Source organism: Rossellomorea sp. FM04394 (genome assembly GCF_041889765.1).
In the GTDB taxonomy this organism is placed as follows: domain Bacteria; phylum Bacillota; class Bacilli; order Bacillales; family Bacillaceae_B; genus Rossellomorea; species Rossellomorea aquimaris_B.
On sequence record NZ_CP168654.1, the window covers coordinates 930,613 to 951,818 of the forward strand.

Genomic DNA, 21,206 nt, shown 5'->3' on the forward strand with positions numbered 1-21,206 from the left:
AATGAGACGGCACCGTGGCTAAGGGGATTACCGGTATGTTCTTTTATTAGAATAACCTAAATATAGATGACATATCTTATCGCTTGATCAGAAAGGGGGAATTTCATGTTTTTATTTATCGCATTGGCGCTATTCTTCCTGAATGTGGCGTTTCTTATCTTAAAGCTGGTGGCTCCATACTCTGAAATGATGAACTCCTTTAAAACAGTCAATGGATTCTGGAAGGCTCAAGCCGCTTGCTTGGCTTTTGTCCTGCTCTTTGTATTCCTGCATTTTTCAGGGGAAGAGAGGGCCAAATGGCATACCAGCCCGGACTTTGTTTCAGAAGGCAATTTGTATTTGGGTGATGAGAAGGGGAGCATCGAGTACAATTCATTTGTGGTGGAGGAAGAAAATTTTGAAACGAATCTGATACTGCCTGAGAAAGCCGTAGGTGCCGATAAAATCCGTCTTCTATTCACTCATGATGGAGATGGAAAAAGAGCACCCCTGGCACTGCCCAATTCCCGGGAGAAGGAACAACCAGTGACGCTGTGGTTTCCAGCCAGTGGACAATGGAGAATGGATATTGAAATAGATGGTACCGTCTATTCTTCAATTGTATTGCCTGTCAAAGAGAAGTAACCGGATCACAGGGATCTGTTCCCTGTGGTCTTCGGAAACTGGTCGTCCATCATTAAGTAGAATGCGTGGGCGGTCTTTTTTTTTGAAGAACAACCTCTCATTAATCACATCTCAATGTATAGATAGGAATATTTTGGAACCTTTTTCAAGTGAATCCGTACTTGTAGGAGAGGTCAATTTATTCACATGAAGGAGGAGTCGTGATGGATTACAGATTACTTACCATTGGAGTCGCTCTGTTACTGATTTCGTATCTCGTCGGTGTGAAGAAACAAACGTGGCTGTTGGCCGGCTTTAATGAAAAGATGATCAAAGATAAGTCGTTGTTAGGTACGATAACAGGGGTACTATTCTTTCTTCCCTTAGGGGTGCTTGGGATCGTTAACAGTCTGTTGGATTATGCCCATGAAGGGACCATTTTTGTGATAGTCATGTTGGTTTTACTTACCGTTGTGTATGTAGTTATTAATAGAAAGTTCCTGAAATGAAGGGTGTGTGAAGATGAAAGGAAAGCGTATCACGATCAATGGGAAATCGATTTATGTGTGTGTGAAAGGGGAAGGGGAGCCGATCATTTTTCTCCACGGCGGTCCAGGCGGGAGTCTTGACTATTTTCTACCGCATATGAATCCTCTCGCTGAAGACTATCAGATCATTCTCTATGATCAAACAGGCTGCGGTAAGTCAGGGGGCGATACCTATTCCATAGAAGAGGAAATCTACACTATTGAAGGAATAAGAAAGGCACTTAACCTAGAAAAAGTGACCCTGCTCGGCGAATCGTGGGGGAGTATCCTGGCTTTGTCTTATGCAGCAAAGTATCCATCCCATATTCATAACATCATCCTGACAGCCGCCATCGGTTTATCCTCGAAAGACTATGTAACGTTTAAAAAAGTCTTTCTTCAAAAGTTGGGTCCCTATAAAAAAATGCTGCTCGGTTATTACTCTTTATCATCCATTTTCGGAGTGGATGTCTCCCGGAGGCTCGACAATCTGATCGACCCTTACTATGTATATTCAGTCGAGACATTGAAAAACAAAAAAGAGATCCGCTTCAACAAAGAGGCCCTTCATAACATAGGCAGAGATATTGAACAAAATTACAACCTATTCCCACTTCTGTTTCAAATCGAATCGTTACCTATTTTGATCGCTCAGGGAGCATTTGATATTCTTCCCCCAGCCTATATACAGGAAAATGTCATCCCATATTTGAAGAGCGCAGAACTTGTGGAAGTCAAAGGAAGCGGGCATTGGACCATCTTGGAACAACCTGAAGAGGTGCTGGCATTGACCCGATCGTTTATGAGTGGAGGAAAGGTGGAGAGCCGATGGATATAATCTTTCGGGTAGTGTTGTGAACAATATACATAATCATTCTTGATTAATAATAGGGGATGATTAATGGGGCTTATCGGAGACTTGGTAAGCTTCTTTTTTATGGAAAGAATGCGACAGAGGGAACGAGGAGATTTTTACTTACTTATATTGAAAGCTTTAAAAACTAAGCAAGAATGAGATCAATGCAGGCTTTATTAGAGCTTTCTTGTAATGAGGGGATTGCTTTATATTTTGTCTCAAATGAATAGTTGTCTACCGATAACCATAAAAATATTATTAAAAATAAATAAATATTTATTGATAATCAATAAATGGAGTGGTAGATTAAAATCAATAATAAATAAGCGAGGTGCTTTTTATGAAACGGGAAACACTCTTCTTAAAGATTGCTGTTTTTCTTATCGGGGCTCCCATTGTTGCTTTGTGCGTTTTGGGGTTACCCTGGTTAGCCATGGATGTAGCAGAAAGTGATTCGAAGCTTGCGTATGTGGTATATGGCATTCTGGTCGTTATGTATATATCCGCTATACCGTTTTTCATCGCATTGTTTCAAGCTTTTAAACTTTTAAGCTTTATCGACAAGAACAATGCGTTCTCGGAATTATCCGTAAAAGCCTTAAAGACGATAAAGAAATGTGCCATTGCCATCAGTCTTTTATACGTGGCAGCGATGCCGCTCTTTTACATTCTGGCGGAGGTTGATGACGCCCCTGGTATCATATTGATCGGGATGATCTTTATTTTCGGCGCAGCGGTGATTGCGGTCTTTGCGGCTGTCCTTCAGAAGCTGTTGAAAAATGCCATCGATATCAAATCTGAAAATGATTTAACGGTCTGAGGTGAAAATATGACGATAATTATCAATATTGATGTGATGCTGGCTAAAAGGAAAATGAGCGTAACAGAGCTTTCGGAAAAGGTCGGAATCACGATGGCAAACCTTTCGATCTTGAAAAATGGAAAGGCAAAGGCGGTGCGGTTCTCAACGTTAGAGGCGATCTGTAAGGCTTTGGAATGTCAGCCGGGAGATATTATGGAATACCAAAGTGATGAAGACAATCAAGAGCAATAAGTTATTTGAAAAAAGGCAGGAGGCACGCATGATGAGAGCACTGAAACAGCTCGTTCGATTTGGTTGGGAGCAGGCCTTGTCATGTTTGTTTCCCGTCGTTATTTTTTCCTCACTGGCACTTACACAGATCATACCGTTTCCTTTTCTGCCAAGGTATGACTGGCTTCTCTTCATCTGCCTGCTCATGCAGTGGGGGATGGTGAGATCGGGACTTGAAACAAGGGATGAACTGAAAGTAATCACCTTGTTCCACCTGATTGGTCTGGCACTTGAACTGTTCAAAGTCCATATGGGCTCCTGGTCGTATCCTGGGGAAGGATATTCAAAAGTGTTAGGAGTGCCATTGTACAGCGGATTCATGTACGCAAGTGTGGCGAGTTATCTTTGCCAGGCGTGGAGGAGGCTGAAGGTTGAACTGATTCAGTGGCCGCCATTCCCGGTCGTTGTCCCCCTTGCAGCTGCGATTTATTTGAACTTTTTCACCCATCATTATTGGGTCGATATCCGCTGGTGGTTATCAGGCATTGTCATGATTGTCTTTTTGAAATCATGGGTCACTTACGAGGTGGGGGGAATCCGTTACCGCATGCCACTCGCCCTATCGTTTGTGCTCATTGGATTTTTCATATGGATTGCCGAAAACATCGCCACCTTCTTTGGCGCCTGGGAATACCCGAACCAGACCGATGCCTGGAGTATCGTTCATCTGGGAAAGGTAAGCTCATGGCTCTTGCTGGTGATTGTGAGCTTTTTAATCGTGGCGACGTTGAAGCGGGTGAAAGGAAAGAGTTCAGTCCGGGCGGGAACCAGCCACTATTCTTAATGTCAAAGAAATGATCAGTCGTTCAGGAACGACTGATCATTTTTATTAATGGCCTAATTACGCAGCCTTCATCAAAATAGCCTTTGCAGGTTCATATAGGAATAAGGGGGAATCTCCTGAAAAAGTTGCTTCGGATAAATTGTCCATATAAGAAAAAAATATAGGAAGCTAAAAAATGAACGAAAAGGACTTACCTGGTCCGATTCTGTGGGAGTGACATGAAATTGACGATACTCGTAACGGGCTTTAATGGAAAAGTGGGAATAGAGGTTGCCAAGAAATTGAAAGAACGGAGCATTTCCATGAAATGTGCTGTTAGAAATGTTGAAAAAGCAGAAGAAATGTACGGAGACGGCTATCGTTTCACAACATTGGATTTGGCCGATCCCACTACATTTGATGGGGCTCTGGAAGAGGTGGATCAGGTCTTTCTCATCTATCCACCTGGAGACAAACTTGAGTTTCAAGCGTTTCTCCAAGCTATCAAACAGAAGGGAATCAAGCATATCGTTTACTTATCCGTCAAGGATGTCCAATACCTTCCTTTCATCCATCACTATAAAAACGAAAAGCAAATAAAAAAACTCGGCATCCCGTATACCTTTATAAGGGCCGGATATTTCATGCAGAACCTGCAGGACTTTTTGGGTGATGAAATTAAGGAAAGAAGAAGGATTTTCATTCCTGCAGGAAAGGGGAAAACCAGCTTCGTAGACACACGTGACCTTGCAGAAATCGCTATCCATGCTTTTCAGAATCCCGGGGAGCATACGAATAAGAGCCACGTCATTACCGGGGATAGAGCACTTGATTTCTATGAAGTCGCTGATCGTATGACAATGATTTTTGGGGAGAAGGTTCACTATTCGAACCCGTCTGTTAAGGAATTTAAATCGTATATGTTGGAAAAAGGCGAAAAAGAAGATTTCGTGAATGTAGTCATCGGCATCCATTTTCCAACCAAGTTCGGATTGGCAAAAGGAGTCACTCACGATTTTGAAAAAATAACTAATACAAAACCCATTAAACTTGAATGTTATATTGAAGATTATAAAGAGAATTGGGTGAAGGGTTGAGCACTGATGAGTTCCCACAGGGACAGGTACCTTGGTTTCGCATTTTCCTAAAAGGGAAAAAGCCGGGTAACCTGTCCCATTTGTATTTCAACCTGAAAAAGTAAGAAGAGGGTAGAAGGACATCATAGATCCATCATAGATCAATGGAAGAACCCGACACTTAACCATTCACCGCAACAAACGCACCTATTAAAGGATAATCCAAACCCCTCCTCGAATAGAAATAGATAGAATGGAGGGGATGCCCATGAATGGCAAGATCGAGGTTGAGAATTTGACCAAAACGTTTAAAAAAGGAAACGTCCAGGCGGTGAAAGGCATCACATTCCAAGTCGATGAGGGCGAGTTTTTCGCCTTCTTAGGACCCAACGGAGCGGGGAAATCGACGACGGTACAGATTCTGACGACGCTCATCAATGCTTCATCCGGAAGAGTAGAAGTGGCAGGTTACGATGTGATCCGGGAGCCGGAGCATGTTCGTCGCCATATTGGAGTCGCCCTTCAGGAAACGGGGGTCGATCCGGATCTGACAGGGCGTGAGATGGTGGAACTTCAGGCGTACATATTCGGATTCGGGAAGGAAGAAGGGAAAAGGAGGGCTCAGGAACTGCTTGAGATCGTAGATTTGTCAGAAGCATCCGAGCGGAGGATCGGAGGTTATTCAGGGGGCATGAGGAGAAGGCTGGATCTGGCCCTTACCCTGGTCAACGAACCGAATATCCTTTTCCTGGACGAACCGACGACGGGACTCGACCCGTCGAGCCGGGCGGCGATCTGGAAGGAGCTTCGACGGCTGAATAAGGAGAAGGGGACGACGATTTTTCTCACAACACAGTATTTAGAAGAAGCGGACTCCCTGGCGGACCGGATCGGAATCATCAATAAAGGCGAAATCGTGGCCATGGGGTCTCCGAAGGAATTGAAGGCACAGATCGGTCAGGACCTGATCACCCTTACGCTGAAAAATCGTGAAGCGATCGATTACAGTGTAGATCTGATCCGCACACAATTGGAAGGAGTCAATGTCCTGGCTCAACAGGAAAAGATCCTCGTTTATGTAGAGGAAGGGACAAAGCAGCTGCTTGAGGTCGTCCGCATCCTGGACAATGAAAACATCGGGATCATCAATATTCAATTGTCTTCCCCTACCTTGGATGATATTTTCTTGAAATTGACGACTGAGACGAAGAAAGGGGTGAAGAGCAGTGGGGAATAATGTACTCAAGGATACGTGGCTGATGACCATCCGTAATATCAAAACCACCATCCGAAACCCGTTTTCCTACATTCCTAACTTAATCATTTCTGCTTTCTTCCTGCTTGTGTATGAAGGTGGACTGAGCGGGATTTCCGAGCTGCCGACTTTTGAAGGGGCCGACTATCTCGCCTTCATCCTTCCCGTTTCGATTGTTTCTGCAGCCATCGGTGGAGCCGGCGGAGCAGGGCAGAGCATCGTGAAGGATATTGAGACCGGATTCTTTTCAAGATTGCTTCTCACACCGGCATCGCGCCTGGCCATCGTCTTAGGGCCGATTATTGCCGGGATGCTCCAACTGCTCGTCCAGACCCTCCTTATCATCGGGATGGCCTTTTTAATGGGGCTGAACGTCAAGACCGGGTTTGCCGGTACTCTGTTCGTTCTGTTGATCGCAATCGGCTGGGGCCTTGCTTTTGCAGGATATTCCGTGGGGATTGCCTTGCGGACGAGAAATGCCCAGGCAGCCCAGGCGGGTACGTTCATCTTTTTTCCGCTTATTTTCTTAAGCACAACGTTCGTTCCATATGAATTGATCGAAGCCCAGTGGTTAAAGATTGCAGCCACGATCAATCCCACCACCTATGTGTTTGAAAGCATGCGTACTGCCCTTATTGACGGTTGGGTGTTCTGGGATTTGATGCAGGGTGTGATTGCCATTGTGATCGTCTGCGCCATTACGATCACATTTGCTGCCTTTTCCGCCAAAGGGGCGGTTTCGCGAAAATAGTCTGATGTAGAATCCTTCTGGACGTGGGAGGATTCTTTATTTGTTGGCTCTTTTAAAGGTAAATATTGATATTAGATTCCTCCCTGGATTCTTAGTAAAATTACTGTTAGCACAAATGTTCTGGAGGACGTAAGCCTGAGCATGGCGCTCAGTAACCTTCTAAAGCAATCAACTATTTATCTGAATAAATGAAAATTCTGAGGTGTTTTAATATGTCAAATCCAAAACTATTTACACCCATTTATATAGCAGACACCCCTTTTGTAAACGGCCAACTAAAACCAAAGAAAGCCAAGAAATATGATTTCAGAATTCACAGTCGCGAGCAATTAAATAATAGTGTTTATCACTTTGTTTACAGCAGAGCAGACAAGTTGATTCATTGTTTCTATGTTGTAGAGGACTGGCAAGAGCCTGATAGAATATTATTTATCGAAAATAATGAATTATATGATGAATTCACTAAACAATTCGGAAGAGAAGGTGAAGGGGATCTTGGCGGTATGGATGTTTACTTGGATACTAATTCATTGAAAGATGTCCCCATAAGAGTAAGTGAAGCTATAAAAGCTGGCACTTATTATGAAGAAACTCCGCTTTGCCATTTGTATGGTCAAGGTATGTGGCACGACAATGCTTATGTCGTTGCCAATCGAATCGGTCTGGAAAAACTTCGAGAAGCTATTGATATTGCTTTGAATAATGGGGAATTTAGAACGTGCTCTTCGACATCAGATCATGAAGGGTATGATTTATTTATATCTTGTGTTCCAGATAACTTCAATTGGGATTCCATTGATATGCCTTACAACGATACCGACTTTTTTGAGAAAACAAAACCTCCAGTAGTAGCTTTTAATAAATATAGTTTAAAACTAAGATAGTTTGATCTCACTTAACGAATGAGAGAATAGGTAAGAAAGAGTGGGAAACTTTTATAGTGCAGTTTCCCACTCTTTTTAATTTATCATCATTAACAGTTATCACAGCCCCTTTATTAAAAAGATGGTTGACAATCTTAACTGTAAATAATATTATTACAGTGTACCCGGAAAACAACGAGTATATTTTTATGATCAAAACTGTTACTTTTTTTATTACATTTAAGAAGGAGTGTGTAAACATATGGTCAATCTATTTCTGACACCAAGCTGTACGTCCTGCCGCAAAGCAAGGGCATGGTTTGAGGAGCATTCTATCGAATATGTCGAACGCAACATGTTGACGGAACCGTTGACACCTGACGAGATCAAAGCGATTCTTCGCCTGACGGAAAATGGAACAGAGGACATCATCTCAACTCAATCAAAGGCGTACAAGGAATTAAAGGTAGACATTGATTCATTGCCACTCCAGGATTTATATACATTAATCAGGGAGAATCCGCAAATGCTGAAGAGACCCATCATGCTAGATGAGAAGAGATTGCAGGTCGGTTATAACGATGAAGAAATCCGCAGCTTCCTGCCAAGGAAAGTGCGTACATTCTCATACAATGAACTGCAAAGGCTTGCCAATTAAACGAAAAACCGGATTCTTGACAGTATAAACTGTAAAAGTTACCATTACAGTAACATCCGTGAAGGAGGCAGGCCATGAATAGTGACTTTACCTTAGCCATCCACAGTTTAACGTACCTGGCACTGCAGACGGACCGCATGTCCACAAGCGACGCCATCTCAGAAAGTGCCGGCGTCCATCCAGTCCGGATCCGCAAAGTCCTTAGTCTGTTGAAGAAGAAGGGATTCATCGCGTCCAAAGAAGGAACGGGTGGCGGATTCATCTTTGCCAGGGAACTGAGCGATATCCATTTATGGGATATTTATAAAATTACATCAGAAGGCGCACTACAGCCAAAATGCACGGCTTCCAACGAAAAGTGTCTCGTCGGGGCGAACATGAAAAACGTCCTTTTTCAGATTTTTATTGGGGCAGAAGAACAACTGGGTGATTACTTAAAGGATTACACCATCAAAGATATCATCGAGATGATCAATCAAGAGAAAGCATAGAAGGCTTTCTTTTTACATTAAATGTAACAAATAATATTACAGTTAAGAAGGTGAAGAGGTATGTCAAACCAGCATTCTATATTAAAAGTTGGAGATTGGGTCAAAGGGAAATTACTGACTGGTGAATTGGTCATAGGCTATATCGAGAACCTTGATACCCAAGGGGGAGCCGTAAAAGCGAAAATCGTGACCAGCGACAATAAGACCATTGAAGGTAAAAGCATTCCACTGTTAAACAGACAGGTAAATAAAATTCCTGATGCACATGTCAAAAATAAGGAGCAGATACAGTTTCTCATTGACCTTGCCTTGGAAACAGGGGATGAAGAGTGGTTCCTGGAGCTCACTGCTAAATTGAACTCCATGCGGGAACTTGCTGAAGGTGTGAAATGAATAACGTGAAAAAAAGCTGAAGAGAGGGATTCTTCAGCTTTTTTTCGGTGTATGGGGGTGTCACTTCGGTTGTCGATCTACATCTGCCGGCTAAAGACCCTTCCGGTTAAAAACAGCACGATCATTGCACATCCCCCAAACACACAAGCATACAGATAAGGCATGACGATATCACCCAGGTCCCTGATCGGTTCGGGAGGGACTAAACTAATCCCAAAGGAAGCAAATAGTATATAGAAAAGACCAGTACTGAGAGAAATCAAAGCCATATCTTTTCCACACCATTGCTTCTTCCTTCTATAGAGGAGAAAAACAACTGCCGTGATAAAGAGAGACCATGCAAAAGATACCCATAACCCAGCTATAGATCGAGTTAAAATAAACGCGAGCAACAGTAGTAAACTAAACAACATTCCTGAAAGAAAATTCTTCATATGGCCCCCTTTTTTTCTTTGGAGATTTTCACTGCAAATCCAGCAAGGAAGGCTAAACAGGTATACACCAAAACCCATACCAGGAACGAATCATTGAATACCGTAAATGTGGCAACAAGCGTCGCTAGGAAGACAACCAGTGGTGAGACCAAGATGTTTTTAAAGAGGAAATAACCAACCATACCGACGATCATAGAAAGGACCGGAAATCCAACTAAAATCATGAGCACAATATCCAATGAGAACCACCATCCTTTTAGTGTAATTTTACACAAAAAGGATATATTTATCAATTGGTTATTTTGAAGCAATTTATGTATCGAAGACATTACTAACCAGCATGAAAACAAGTTGACTTCAAAATAAATACGATATATAATTATCTCATATTCAAGATATTTTAAATGAGGATTTATTTTTTTTGGTGTATATCTCGAATTCGAGATAATAATGAAGAATACGAATCAACACTTTCGAAAACATTACCTATAATAGGAGAGTGAATAGAATGAACAAACAAACAATGGGGATCCATCATATCACGGCAATCGTCGGGCATCCGCAGGAAAACGTGGATTTTTATTCCGGTGTCCTTGGACTGCGCCTAGTCAAGCAAACCGTCAATTTTGACGATCCGGGTACCTATCATCTATATTTCGGGAATGAAGGCGGTAAGCCGGGTACGATCATCACATTCTTCCCATGGGCTGGAGCTTATCAAGGGAAGATCGGGGACGGGCAGGTGGGAGTGACCTCGTATGTCGTTCCAAAAGGCGCAATGGGCTTCTGGGAAGAGAGACTCGAAACGTTCAAGGTTCCGTTTACAAAAATGGAACGATTTGGTGAAGAGTATTTAGAATTCGATGATCCACATGGACTTCACCTTGAAATCGTGGAACGGGAAGAGGGAGAAGCGAATACCTGGGCGCATGAAGGAGTGACACCTGAAGTTGCCATCAAAGGTTTCGGCGGTGCGACTCTCTTATCGGCTCAACCGGATCAAACGGCGAATCTATTGGAAAACGTAATGGGGCTCGAACTCGTCGGGGAAGAAGGAGATTTCAAACGCTTCCGCTCACCTGCTGACATCGGGAATATCATCGATCTGAAATCAACCCCGATCGGCCGCGGTCAGACAGGCGTCGGCACTGTTCATCACATCGCCTGGCGTGCAGTCGATGACAGAGACCAGCTGGAATGGCAGAAGGTCGTAGCTGATAATGGATACCGAGTCACACCGGTACAGGACCGCCAATATTTTAACGCCATTTATTTCCGCGAGCACGGTGAAATCCTGTTTGAAATCGCAACGGATCCTCCTGGATTTGCACATGATGAATCACCTGACACGATGGGGGAACGTTTGATGCTTCCGGAGAGATATGAAACTCATCGGGAGCAGATTGAACGTAAGTTGATTCCGATAGAGGTCAGGGGTCTGGATTGATTTGAATGAAAAGGACGGTGTGCTTGTCTATAAGCAAACCGTCCTTTTGTATAAAAAATCCTACAGTTCGGAATGACTCCTAACTATTTCAATTCTCTAAAGACCAGACGTTCGAGTCGCGGAAAGTTCGTTCACTTAATTCCGAGTGTCCTCTGCTTATTTCATTTTGGATAAAATATTCCCTTTATTTGATGATCTATGCTTTAGGTGTCAAAACAAAGCACAAAATGACAGGTGTAAAGTTATCAGAAGGATTAAGATAAGACCGTAATCCTGTTAAAAGGAACGACATTAAAAAGGGGGAAATGAATATGCCTAGCTTCAATGTAAGTATAGTTCAGGCAAGAGGAGACTCTTTTCAGATTGGCTTAAAAACGGGTGAAAATGTCTGTAATACTTCCATCTTGAAGATTTTTGAATCGGTCACCAAGCAGGAGATTGATCTTTATAGCATGAAGTCGATCTATTCCACATTTGCCCCGCATTTGCTTGAAGAATTAGAGGGTCTGGCACAAGGATTAGGGATTTCGCCGGACAGGGCAGCAGCTTTGTTTAGTGGATATGATGTTCCAAAGACTGAGGCAATGGGGTGTTCCACACTTCTTACAAACGAATATTATGTGAGAAATTACGATTTTTCTCCCGCTCTATATGATGGGATATTCAGTTTGATACAAGCGGATGAAACCTTTGCTACAGCCGGGTACAATCTTCAAGGTCTGGGGAGGCACGATGGAGTGAACGAGAAAGGGCTTGTTGCAGGATTGCACTTTGTCAGTCATGATGGGTACGCGAAAGGAGTTTCTCCCTGGACAGCTATTCGGATGGTACTGGATCGTTGCTCTTACGTTGATGAGGCCGTCGCCATGCTGAAGGAAATCCCTCACTCCGCCTGTTATAACTTTTCCCTTGGTGATCAAAAAGGAAATATGGCAGAAGTCGAAGCGAGCTCTGAGAAAGTGATTGTCAGGTATGGAGACTCAGCCCTATCATGCGTGAATCATTTTCAGGATGACCGGCTTAAAAGTAAAAATCGGGACTCCATTGAAGGTTCGGTCCAGCGTAATGAACATCTTCTTCGATTAGTGGATAAAAGCCTTACCCATCATGACATGTTCCGTCATTTTAAAAGTGTAGAGTCACCTATCTTTTTCACTGCTTATGAAAGCTTATTCGGAACCCTCCATACTTTTTCGTACTCCTATCAACATTCAAGGATCCTCACGACCATTGCCCGGAGCAGTCAGATACTGGATATAAACTTAAAGGATTGGGTAAAGGGACAAGACATCAGGGAAGAGAGTTTAAGTGGATTTATTGTTGAAGGATAGATAACAGGGGGCAGTAAAAAACTGTGATACCCCATTTTCTTTCAGGTTACTCGAAAAAAACAATGCCCCTGCCAGGTCAGCAAGAGCATTGTCCTCAATATTCATAGAAACCCATCGGCTTATTTATATCCTGAAAATCTTTTATACAGTTACATCCTTTTCCTCGTGATCTTTTCGGATTTGATTTAACTCCTCCGTCAACCGCAGGAATTCCTCTTTGTTTCGATCACGTAATGATTGGTCGATTTTCTGTTCGAGTTGCTCTTTCCGGAATGTTAGCAGGGCCTTGTCCAAAATCATTTCTGCAAAAAGAGAGTCTATGCCGGGTACCTCGGACTGTGGTGAATTTAGCAAATACTTCTTCATGAAAAATCAACTCCTTGACCTTTTTTCTATTATACTAACCATTATCTCAATATTCAAACATTTTAAACAAAAAAGTTAAATTTGTTTTGAAAATGTAAAAACACTGACATTCTTTTTCCGTTTAATTTAGCATGATAGATAGAACGTGAAAGGGGGATTTCATTTTGAAGAAGCCAGAAGTCATATTGAATGTCTTTTCATCTATTGATGGGAAAATCACTACTGCTCCGAACCGAAATGTAATGGAATGGACAGCGGCAGGGATAGACGGGGAGGCGAATGACGTCACGCATCAGCTGTATGATGAATTGGATTGTGATGGGTTGGTATCAGGAAGTGAAAGTCTGATTGTATGGGGAAACGATTGGGTGGAACTGGAGAAATCGATTTATGAGCCCGGAAAATCAAAGGCATATATTGTGTTTGATGGAAAGGGACGCATTGACTGGTCTCAGACAGAAGGCTTATTGGTTGTCACCAGGGAGGATGTTTCGGGTGATTATATCGAACAATTAGAAAGTAAGCGAATTACCTACCTGCAAGCTGGCAGAGGTGATTACATCGATCTGCCTCTCGCGTTACATAAACTCTATGAATCAGGTTTCAGGCGATTGGGGCTTAGTGGAGGCGGGGGGATCAACGGAGCGTTTTTAAGACAGGGTTTGATTGATGAAGTGAGCTTGGTGATTGCCCCTTTAGCGATAGGTGGAACGGCCACACCTTCCATTTTCGATTCCCCGGGTTTAACCGGTTTGGGGGGAGCAGCCCGATTGGAATTGAAAACGATGAAGGCTGTCGGTGAGGGTTCTGTCTGGCTTCATTATAAGGTGAAAAAGTAGCGGGGAATTAAGCCGGAAGCCTGTCCTTCTCGATGAAACGAGGTGAGGGGCAGGCTCCAATTTTCACTTAAAGAACATCATCAATAATCTCCTCAAACGTATCACTCACACGGCTTCTGTTAACCAGGATCTCCTGATTGTCGAGGGTCACGCTTCCCCTGTGTTCATCCAGGTTGAACTTTTCTTTCAAGACAGCCATCGATCCTTTGCTGCGTTTGTCGATTTCGAAGTAGATAGTGGTCTCATGGTCCCCTTGAAGGATATATACTTCAAGTTCGTCTAGCTTCCGGCTGTATTTCCCAAAGGTTGGTGTGAATTCATATTGCTGCACGAATGGACGGTTCGTTTTCATCCAAACCGGGGTGTTCTGACTTTCCATCTGCTTGAATTTAAATCCGATGACCTTGATGGCATCGATAATATTTTCATGAACGGTTGAAGGGTCTACGGATACATAATCCCTGTCCTTGGGATCGACGGCATTCTTGATATCGATGCCCGTATCGATCCAGACCGGCGGAACATTCTTCTGAGTTTCAGGGTGAACCATCGTAATTGGGGTATCAAGAGGCACCTTGAATGAGAACGGAATGATCTTCTTTTCCCCCTTTGAAATGGTAAAGGGCTCATTTAGTCGGTGGGCTTCCACGACGGCAGGTGACAGTCGATCGCCCCCTTCATGGCCGTACAACGTCATCAGCTTCAGGTGGATTGACTCGATTCGTTGCTCCGTGCCTCCACCTTTTACCTCCACGACTCCCTCGAGCATCTCCCCCTGCTGAATATAGGCATTCTTCACCTTGGTATCAACCGTCGCCGAACCGATGCCTAAACTGGCAATCACTTTATTGAACATGGACATGTGAATTCATCCTCCTTCTTATTATTCCCATGGTAGCATAGATTACCAGTTTGAGAGGTTAGGGAAATGAAATAAAAAAGTGTTCATGCTTGATGAACACTTCTACCTCTATGATTGTCACGCCGCCAGAATGGCGTAACGCCAATCGTATAAGGTGAATGTGATCCCTCACATTCTTCTTTTAGCCTAATGTATGAAACGGGTTTCATAGCAAGGGGAATTTGAAATTAATAATAAGCATTGCTTGTTGAGTCTCCAGTGAGCCTAAAGAAAATTCGACACAGAGGATCAATTAATTGAAAATCGGATTAATAATTCAAATTTCAAATCAAAAAATTCTAAACCGGATTGATTATTGTCGGAAGATACACTCGACTAAGAAATCCCCCTAATTCGGCCTGTTGCCTATACAAAAATCCTGACCTTTTAAAATTAGATAAAAACCTAGCCCAAAAATCGTTAAATTCCACTAATTTTCTAGATTAGGGATCGAGAAGGAAAAATAGGTTGAGAGAGAGAATGCCTAAAGAGCGGAATAGATTGAAAACGTAGAGCCTAAAAGGCAAGCAAAAGAGAACCTAAGGGAAGTGTATATCATGAATACGAAGCTGATCATTGTTGAAGGTATACCTGGGTCTGGCAAGACTACAACGGCTGCCCATATCAAACATCATTTGGAGGAGTCCGGATTACATGTAAAGCTTTATCAGGAGGGAGATACCAGACACCCTGCAGATTACGAATTTACTGCTTGTTTAAATCAAACTCAATTCGGGGAGATCTTGACTAAATATCCAAAAGAGCAGGACCTAATAAGGGAGTATACAAAAGAAAAAGAGGATTTGTATTTTATTCAATATCACGAATTGCGGATAGAGGATGGCGGTAACTCATTTATCGCGGATGATTTAGCCTCTTATGATGTATATGAATTGGACTTGGAAACGTATGAAAATGTCTCTTACAACTATTGGGAGGAATTTATCAACGGTACGAATTTTGATAATACCGTATATATTTTTGAATGCTGTTTTCTACAAAATCCATTTACAACATTCATTGCAAAACATAACGCCGGCATTCCGAGGCTGGAACATCATGTATCCAGGATCGGCTCTTTGATTGCTCCTCTGAACCCTTTGCTGATCTACTTGTATCAAGATGACATCCGTAAATCTTTTAAACAAGTTTATGAAGAACGTGATCAGGGGTGGAGGGACTTCTTTACCGACTATCACATGAAGAATGGCTACGGAAAAGATACACAACTTACAGGGTTCAATGGACTGGTTGAGTATCTTGAAATGCGAAGGGATGAGGAGTTAAGACTGGTAGAATCAATGGATATAAGAAAACTACTCATAATGAATGATGAGAAGGATTGGGAAGAGTATTATCGATTGATTAATAGGGAGCTTTCTCATTTGGAATAAACGTTCTTTCTTGGGGGGACCCGCTTAACTTATGAATGTTGAAGTGAATATTAGTGTTTAAGAACCGGTCAGTGATGGCTGGTTTTTTGTTGTGTAATTCTCTACATACTGAAAATCTGCCAGTGCCTACCAAGCATTCCCGTAATTCATTTTCCATCTTTTTAGCCCTCCTATACTATGGTAAATTAAGAAGAATAGTAGTTTGAGTTTTCGAAAAATATACTGATAGAAACAGAAGCAGAATGATCATTATTCTGCCTCGAGTAATGGAGGCGCTATGTTTTTCTCACTTCGCAACCGATTATTTATGATCTTTACGTTGCTTCTGACGTTTCCTTTTCTGGTTTTATCCATCTTGATCCCCAACTGGTTTACGTCCATCATGGAAGACCGGACGAAGGATTCGACGATCGAGATGATGGAGCAATATTCACTATATATTGATTCGATCACCTCCCAGGCGGAGGATTTAGGGAAGCAGGTTTTGGTGAACCCGACGACTCAGGAATGGATTAAGTCCGAGGAAAAGGATGGGGAGGCTACGAGTGCCGAACGGCTTTTGAAGAAGAACCAGTTGAAAACCGAGTTATCCTCGATGATGATCAATAATTCCAAGTCGATGTCCGTGTCTGTTTATCTGAACGACGGGACGGGCACTGGGGGAAATCTTCCTCCACTTGAGAAGACGATTTGGTTCAATGATTTTTATGAAGAAGACCAGCGCTGGCTGCGGTCCCATAATGATTTGATGGCTGATCAAGTAAATAGTTATCTTCTTCCTCTCTTTGATATCAACACCCTTGATTTGTCTGGTGTGATTAAAGTCAACTTTCCATCCTCACTGCTTGAGAAAGCGTTAAGTAAAATCAAGCTGGGGGAGAACGGGCGGGTTTACTTGCTGGATGGCCGCGGAAGGAATGTGCTGACGGGTAGCATCGATACACCAAAGAGCGTGGTGAAAGAAAGTTTGCAGTCCATGAAAACGGGGACCAGGAGCTCCGGCTTGATCGAAATCCCTTATGAAAAGGAAGAGTATATGATCTTCTATCAGAAGGTAAAGGTAGGGGACTGGGTGCTCGTCAGTGAAATTACCAAGTCTGAATTGTTCGCGAAGATCGATGAGCTTCAGAGGAACCTTCTTTTGACGAGTGGCTGGATTTTCTTATTGACGATCATGGCGTCTTATCTTCTTTCTTCTACGATTGTCAAGCCGCTAGGGAAATTGACTGGTGCCATGAAGCTGGTGGAAACAGGAGACTTTAAAAGAGCGAAGGATTTCATCCCTTCGATCAAAACGGCAAATGACGAGATTGGCTATGTGGTGGATGTGTTCGGGCAGACAACGAACCGGTTGAACACCTTGATTGAAACTGAATATGAAGCGAACATCCGCAGGCGGGATGCGGAATACAAGGCACTGCTCTTACAAATCAATCCCCACTTCCTCAATAATACGCTGGAGATCATCGGTGGTCTGGCAGCGCAAAGGAAGAACAAAGAAGTGATTGATGTCACGATCCATTTAGGGAGGATCATGAGATATTCCCTCAATACGGAAACGGACATGGTGACACTTGGGGAGGAAATGGCCTATATTCGGAGGTTTACAGAGATTCTCAAGCTCCGTTATGAAGAGGCTCTGAAGGTTTACATCCAGGAGGACTCCGAAGCTGCCGCACTCCCGATCATTAAGTTTGTCATACAGCCACTCGTGGAGAATGCCGTGAAATATAGTTTCATAGAGAAAACGGAAGCCTCTATCCGCATTTCCACTAAGAAAGTGGATGACTGGGTAGAGATTGTGATTGAAGACAACGGAATAGGAATCCCTGAGGAAATCGTGGAAGAATTGAAGCATATTCTAGACCGCCATGAATCAAGGAATGTATTGGAGAGCAAAGGGCGGAGCATAGGCTTAAGAAATGTCCTTGGCCGCTTGAAGTTGTATTACGGAGATAATTTCACCTATCAAATTAAATCAGAAGAAAGACAAGGCACTACCATTGCCTTGTACATAAAGAGTGGAAGGGGGGATATACATGCTGAAGGTGATCCTGGTGGATGATGAAATCCAGATTCGGAAAGGGCTCAAGTGGAAGGTCAATTGGGAAGAGGAAGGATTCGATATCGTCGGTGAAGCTTCAAATGGAAAGGAAGCGCTGAAGGTCGTAGAAGAAGAGAAGCCTGATCTCGTCCTGACCGATGTCAGGATGCCCGTCATGGATGGGATTCAACTTGTGAAGATGTTATCGGCCGAGCAGCCGGATATCAAGGTCATCGTGTTGTCTGGATATGCTGATTTCGAGTATGTCCGGTCTTCGCTGGTGGAAGGAGTTAAAGATTATCTTCTCAAGCCTGTCGATCCTGAGGAATTATCCGCTGCCCTCAGAAAGAGCAGAAATGAAATCGAAGCCGAGAAAAAGAGAAGAATAGAAACGGACCGGATGACCCAATTGATTCACCATCATGCAGAGGAAATGCGGGAGCAGTACCTGCTTCATCTGGTGAAGGATGAGTGGGCGGAACTAAACATCACCGGGGAAAGACTGCGGCAGCTGAAGCTGGATGAACTCGTAGGAGAGGAGGCTGTCGTACAGTTTATCACCGTCGAAATTCGAAGTGGGGACCGTGAGCAGGTAAGGGAGCTTTTCCTCCCTTTCAGGATGCTGTGCAGGGAACTATCCTATGAGCATGAGGGCGTTTTGTCCTTTTATGATACGAGCTATCCGAATATGATCCATTTCCTCTGTCATCATCGATCCGGTGAGAATCAAGCTCGTCCTTTTGTTAATGAGCTTCAACGCAGTGTCAGCACGTACCTGAATCTTGAAACGGTCATTGGGTTAGGGAAAGAGGTGAGGGGCTTACCTCAGTTAAAGAACGGATATATTTCAGCGCTCCTTTCCTGGAGCCAAAGTTCAGCAGACGCCCGATCTCAGCTCGTCGATGGGACAACGAATAAACAGACCATCGAGCTTACGGAGGAAGCGGAATGGAAGCTTTCAAACAGTATGGAGCAGGGTGAATACGACACCTTCAAGAAACTCCTCCTCATGACTCTTGCAGAATGTGACCAGCAATCGATGATGTCGTATTCCTTCGTTGCGAACCGGGTGTTGTTCATGCTCGGGTCCATGGCAAGGAAATATGACTTGTATTCCGATGACATGAAGAAGATGATGTGGAACTGTCAATTGAGTATATGGGAACTGACTTCCCGGGACAGGGTGAAAGAACATCTTCTGAAGGCAGCAAGGTCGATTACGGAAAAAGTGAGTGAAACCCGCCGTTCCTCAAATGGTACCGCCATCGTGGAGAATGTGAGGCAGTATATGGATCGGCACTACGCCAATGAGATCTCCTTAACCTCCCTTGCGGATCAGTTCCATATCAATTCAGCCTATTTATCGGAAATGTTTAAAGAACAGGTAGGACAGAATTTCAGTGATTATCTCGTGGATCTTCGAATGGATAAAGCCCGGTCCCTGTTAAAGGATGAACAGTTAAAGATCATTGAGATTGCCCATCTTGTGGGGTACTCGAATTCAGGTTATTTCAGCACCGTTTTCAAGAAGAGGTTCGGGCAGAAGCCCCTAGACTATCGAAAATCCATGATAGCAGATAGGGAGGGGGAGTCGCGATGAAATACAAATTAACTGCCATCTATCTTGCAGCTTCGATTCTCATCGTTACCGCGGGGGTATACATCGTCTTCTATTTCACCTCCTATCAAGAAGGCGGAGGAGAACAAGTAAGAGAAAAAGCGGATGACGAGTCTAAGATCCACCTGACCTTCTGGAGAAATAGGGGGACTGATCTTGAAAATCAGGCATACGACGAGCTGGTGGCTGACTTCAATAAGGAGAATCCGGAAATTGAAGTAGAGATGGTCCCAATAGCATATGGCGATTATGAGTTGAAGCTTAGAACCGAGATCGCAGCGGGGGATCCTCCAGATATCATGACGATTGATACGCCGACCCTCGCCCTGTATGCCAGTGCAGGTGCGATTCTTTCATTGGACAGCTATATGAGAGAGGAGGGGCATATAGAAGATCTGGCCTCGCCGACTTTAAAGGGGATCACGTATGAGGATGAAATCTACTTATCGCCGATTGTAGAGTCAAGTGTGGCACTTTTTTATAATATTCATTTGTTCGAAAAAGCCGGAATACCGCTCCCAAGTCAAAATCCGAATGATCCGATGACGTGGGAAGAGGTCCTGGAAGCAGCCAAGAAAATATCAGCATTATCCCCGGATGTCACGGGTATCGATCCTGCACAGGGATTCCCTGATGGAGAATCGCCGTCCTACTTCAAGATGCCGATCCTCTGGCAATTCGGTGGTGACGTACTGGATCCGGATAATCAGACTGCGAATGGATACTTGAACTCCCCGGAATCACTTAAAGCGCTTCAGTTTTATCAGGATCTGTATCAAGTCCATAAAGTTGCCAATGTGGAGATCCCTCCTGAGGCACTGGAAACCGACAAGCTTGGGATGACGGTGCTCGGTTCATGGATGGTAGAGAGCCTCTCTAAGATGAATCCTGATTTCCGACTGGGGGAGGACTTCGGCATTACCGCCCTTCCTAAGGGAACAGAGCAGGCTGTCCCGAACGGAGGCTGGTCCCTCGGCATATCGGCTGAAACAGATTATCCTGATGAAGCGTGGGAGTTTATCCGTTACGTCACCAGTTTTGAAGGAGCAAAGAAGTATGTGGAAATCACTGGGGATGTTCCTGCCCGATATTCTGTTGCACAAGCCTTTCCCGAGTTCAATGAATATCCGAAGAATATTTTCGTACAGCAAGCACAAAAGTATTCAAAGAACAGACCGGTTACCCCCGCCTATCCTGTCATTAGCGAAGCAGTCAAAACCTTATTCGAAGACGTGGGGATCGGAGGGAAGAATGTAAAAACGTCTGCAGAAGAAGCCGTCCGAAAGATTAATGAAGAATTGAATGATATGGAATAGAAACCTTTGGCGAATGCCAGAGGTTTTTTTGTATGAAAAGTTCCAAAAAATTTAAACCTTTTCAACCAAAAATAGTAAACGTTTTCATTCTGGGATTCTAGTAAAGTGAAAGCAACAGACAGATTGGTAGTAACAAAAAGAGCAGGAGGTGACGTCATTCAATGGTTTTTATGAAACCGCTGTCAGA

At 43.5% G+C, this 21,206-nt stretch carries 24 protein-coding genes; 20 read left to right on the forward strand and 4 right to left on the reverse strand.

What is annotated here, in order from left to right:
* Positions 1 to 105: 105 nt before the first annotated feature.
* From ACCB35_RS04725 to ACCB35_RS04785, 13 genes are all read left to right on the forward strand, one after another.
* Positions 106 to 624 (forward strand): hypothetical protein, encoded by a 519-nt coding sequence (locus ACCB35_RS04725; RefSeq protein ID WP_374055975.1) that lies wholly within the window; start codon positions 106 to 108, stop codon positions 622 to 624.
* Positions 625 to 827: 203 nt separating this feature from the next.
* Positions 828 to 1,112 (forward strand): DUF3784 domain-containing protein, encoded by a 285-nt coding sequence (locus ACCB35_RS04730; RefSeq protein ID WP_374055976.1) that lies wholly within the window; start codon positions 828 to 830, stop codon positions 1,110 to 1,112.
* 13 nt (positions 1,113 to 1,125) lie between these two features.
* Positions 1,126 to 1,968 carry an alpha/beta fold hydrolase gene (locus tag ACCB35_RS04735; RefSeq protein WP_374055977.1) on the forward strand — a complete coding sequence of 281 codons (843 nt, stop codon included), beginning with the start codon at positions 1,126 to 1,128 and terminating at the stop codon, positions 1,966 to 1,968.
* 358 nt (positions 1,969 to 2,326) lie between these two features.
* Positions 2,327 to 2,806, forward strand: a complete 480-nt coding sequence (locus ACCB35_RS04740; protein ID WP_374055978.1) for a DUF2975 domain-containing protein — start codon at positions 2,327 to 2,329, stop codon at positions 2,804 to 2,806.
* A 9-nt stretch (positions 2,807 to 2,815) separates the two neighbouring features.
* Entirely contained in the window at positions 2,816 to 3,040 is a 225-nt protein-coding gene (locus tag ACCB35_RS04745; RefSeq protein WP_374055979.1) for a helix-turn-helix domain-containing protein, read from the forward strand.
* Between the two features lie 31 nt (positions 3,041 to 3,071).
* Positions 3,072 to 3,863, forward strand: a complete 792-nt coding sequence (locus tag ACCB35_RS04750; protein WP_374056950.1) for a DUF817 domain-containing protein — start codon at positions 3,072 to 3,074, stop codon at positions 3,861 to 3,863.
* A gap of 218 nt (positions 3,864 to 4,081) precedes the next feature.
* Entirely contained in the window at positions 4,082 to 4,939 is an 858-nt protein-coding gene (locus ACCB35_RS04755) for an SDR family oxidoreductase (RefSeq protein WP_374055980.1), read from the forward strand.
* A 247-nt stretch (positions 4,940 to 5,186) separates the two neighbouring features.
* Entirely contained in the window at positions 5,187 to 6,155 is a 969-nt protein-coding gene (locus tag ACCB35_RS04760; protein ID WP_374055981.1) for an ATP-binding cassette domain-containing protein, read from the forward strand.
* Positions 6,145 to 6,924 carry an ABC transporter permease gene (locus ACCB35_RS04765; protein ID WP_374055982.1) on the forward strand — a complete coding sequence of 260 codons (780 nt, stop codon included), beginning with the start codon at positions 6,145 to 6,147 and terminating at the stop codon, positions 6,922 to 6,924. Before ACCB35_RS04760 ends, ACCB35_RS04765 begins: the two co-directional genes overlap by 11 nt.
* 212 nt (positions 6,925 to 7,136) lie before the next feature.
* On the forward strand, positions 7,137 to 7,808 hold the full coding sequence (locus ACCB35_RS04770; protein WP_374055983.1) for a hypothetical protein: 672 nt from the start codon (positions 7,137 to 7,139) through the stop codon (positions 7,806 to 7,808).
* Between the two features lie 241 nt (positions 7,809 to 8,049).
* Positions 8,050 to 8,445, forward strand: coding sequence for a transcriptional regulator SpxA (spxA, locus tag ACCB35_RS04775; RefSeq protein WP_044338850.1), 396 nt, complete (start codon positions 8,050 to 8,052; stop codon positions 8,443 to 8,445).
* A gap of 74 nt (positions 8,446 to 8,519) precedes the next feature.
* Entirely contained in the window at positions 8,520 to 8,936 is a 417-nt protein-coding gene (locus ACCB35_RS04780; RefSeq protein ID WP_374055984.1) for an Rrf2 family transcriptional regulator, read from the forward strand.
* 60 nt (positions 8,937 to 8,996) lie between these two features.
* Positions 8,997 to 9,329, forward strand: a complete 333-nt coding sequence (locus tag ACCB35_RS04785; protein ID WP_374055985.1) for an IDEAL domain-containing protein — start codon at positions 8,997 to 8,999, stop codon at positions 9,327 to 9,329.
* A gap of 77 nt (positions 9,330 to 9,406) precedes the next feature.
* Here the strand turns inward: ACCB35_RS04785 and ACCB35_RS04790 are convergent, their stop codons facing one another.
* A complete protein-coding gene (locus ACCB35_RS04790; RefSeq protein WP_374055986.1) occupies positions 9,407 to 9,763 on the reverse strand; it encodes a hypothetical protein in 357 nt (118 codons plus the stop codon).
* Positions 9,760 to 9,993, reverse strand: coding sequence for a DUF2651 family protein (locus tag ACCB35_RS04795; protein ID WP_374056951.1), 234 nt, complete (start codon positions 9,991 to 9,993; stop codon positions 9,760 to 9,762). The genes ACCB35_RS04790 and ACCB35_RS04795 overlap by 4 nt, the downstream gene beginning before the upstream one ends.
* Positions 9,994 to 10,271: 278 nt before the next feature.
* Here ACCB35_RS04795 and ACCB35_RS04800 point away from each other — a divergent pair, with 278 nt between their 5' ends.
* A complete protein-coding gene (locus ACCB35_RS04800; protein WP_374055987.1) occupies positions 10,272 to 11,210 on the forward strand; it encodes a ring-cleaving dioxygenase in 939 nt (312 codons plus the stop codon).
* A 311-nt stretch (positions 11,211 to 11,521) separates the two neighbouring features.
* A complete protein-coding gene (locus ACCB35_RS04805) occupies positions 11,522 to 12,541 on the forward strand; it encodes a C45 family autoproteolytic acyltransferase/hydolase (RefSeq protein ID WP_374055988.1) in 1,020 nt (339 codons plus the stop codon).
* 141 nt (positions 12,542 to 12,682) lie between these two features.
* Here ACCB35_RS04805 and ACCB35_RS04810 read toward each other — a convergent pair whose 3' ends face one another.
* Positions 12,683 to 12,907 (reverse strand): IDEAL domain-containing protein, encoded by a 225-nt coding sequence (locus ACCB35_RS04810; RefSeq protein WP_282137216.1) that lies wholly within the window; start codon positions 12,905 to 12,907, stop codon positions 12,683 to 12,685.
* A gap of 164 nt (positions 12,908 to 13,071) precedes the next feature.
* On the opposite strand from ACCB35_RS04810, the gene ACCB35_RS04815 reads away from it, so the two are divergent.
* Positions 13,072 to 13,746: a RibD family protein gene (locus ACCB35_RS04815; RefSeq protein WP_374055989.1), complete on the forward strand. Its 675-nt coding sequence runs from the start codon at positions 13,072 to 13,074 to the stop codon at positions 13,744 to 13,746.
* A gap of 67 nt (positions 13,747 to 13,813) precedes the next feature.
* Here ACCB35_RS04815 and ACCB35_RS04820 read toward each other — a convergent pair whose 3' ends face one another.
* Positions 13,814 to 14,608 carry a sporulation protein gene (locus ACCB35_RS04820; protein WP_374055990.1) on the reverse strand — a complete coding sequence of 265 codons (795 nt, stop codon included), beginning with the start codon at positions 14,606 to 14,608 and terminating at the stop codon, positions 13,814 to 13,816.
* A gap of 596 nt (positions 14,609 to 15,204) precedes the next feature.
* On the opposite strand from ACCB35_RS04820, the gene ACCB35_RS04825 reads away from it, so the two are divergent.
* From ACCB35_RS04825 to ACCB35_RS04840, 4 genes are all read left to right on the forward strand, one after another.
* Positions 15,205 to 16,041 carry a hypothetical protein gene (locus tag ACCB35_RS04825; protein ID WP_374055991.1) on the forward strand — a complete coding sequence of 279 codons (837 nt, stop codon included), beginning with the start codon at positions 15,205 to 15,207 and terminating at the stop codon, positions 16,039 to 16,041.
* 277 nt (positions 16,042 to 16,318) lie between these two features.
* On the forward strand, positions 16,319 to 18,106 hold the full coding sequence (locus ACCB35_RS04830; RefSeq protein WP_374055992.1) for a sensor histidine kinase: 1,788 nt from the start codon (positions 16,319 to 16,321) through the stop codon (positions 18,104 to 18,106).
* A complete protein-coding gene (locus tag ACCB35_RS04835) occupies positions 18,081 to 19,685 on the forward strand; it encodes a response regulator (RefSeq protein WP_374055993.1) in 1,605 nt (534 codons plus the stop codon). The genes ACCB35_RS04830 and ACCB35_RS04835 overlap by 26 nt, the downstream gene beginning before the upstream one ends.
* Entirely contained in the window at positions 19,682 to 21,019 is a 1,338-nt protein-coding gene (locus ACCB35_RS04840; RefSeq protein ID WP_374055994.1) for a sugar ABC transporter substrate-binding protein, read from the forward strand. Before ACCB35_RS04835 ends, ACCB35_RS04840 begins: the two co-directional genes overlap by 4 nt.
* The last annotated feature ends 187 nt before the right edge of the window (positions 21,020 to 21,206 follow it).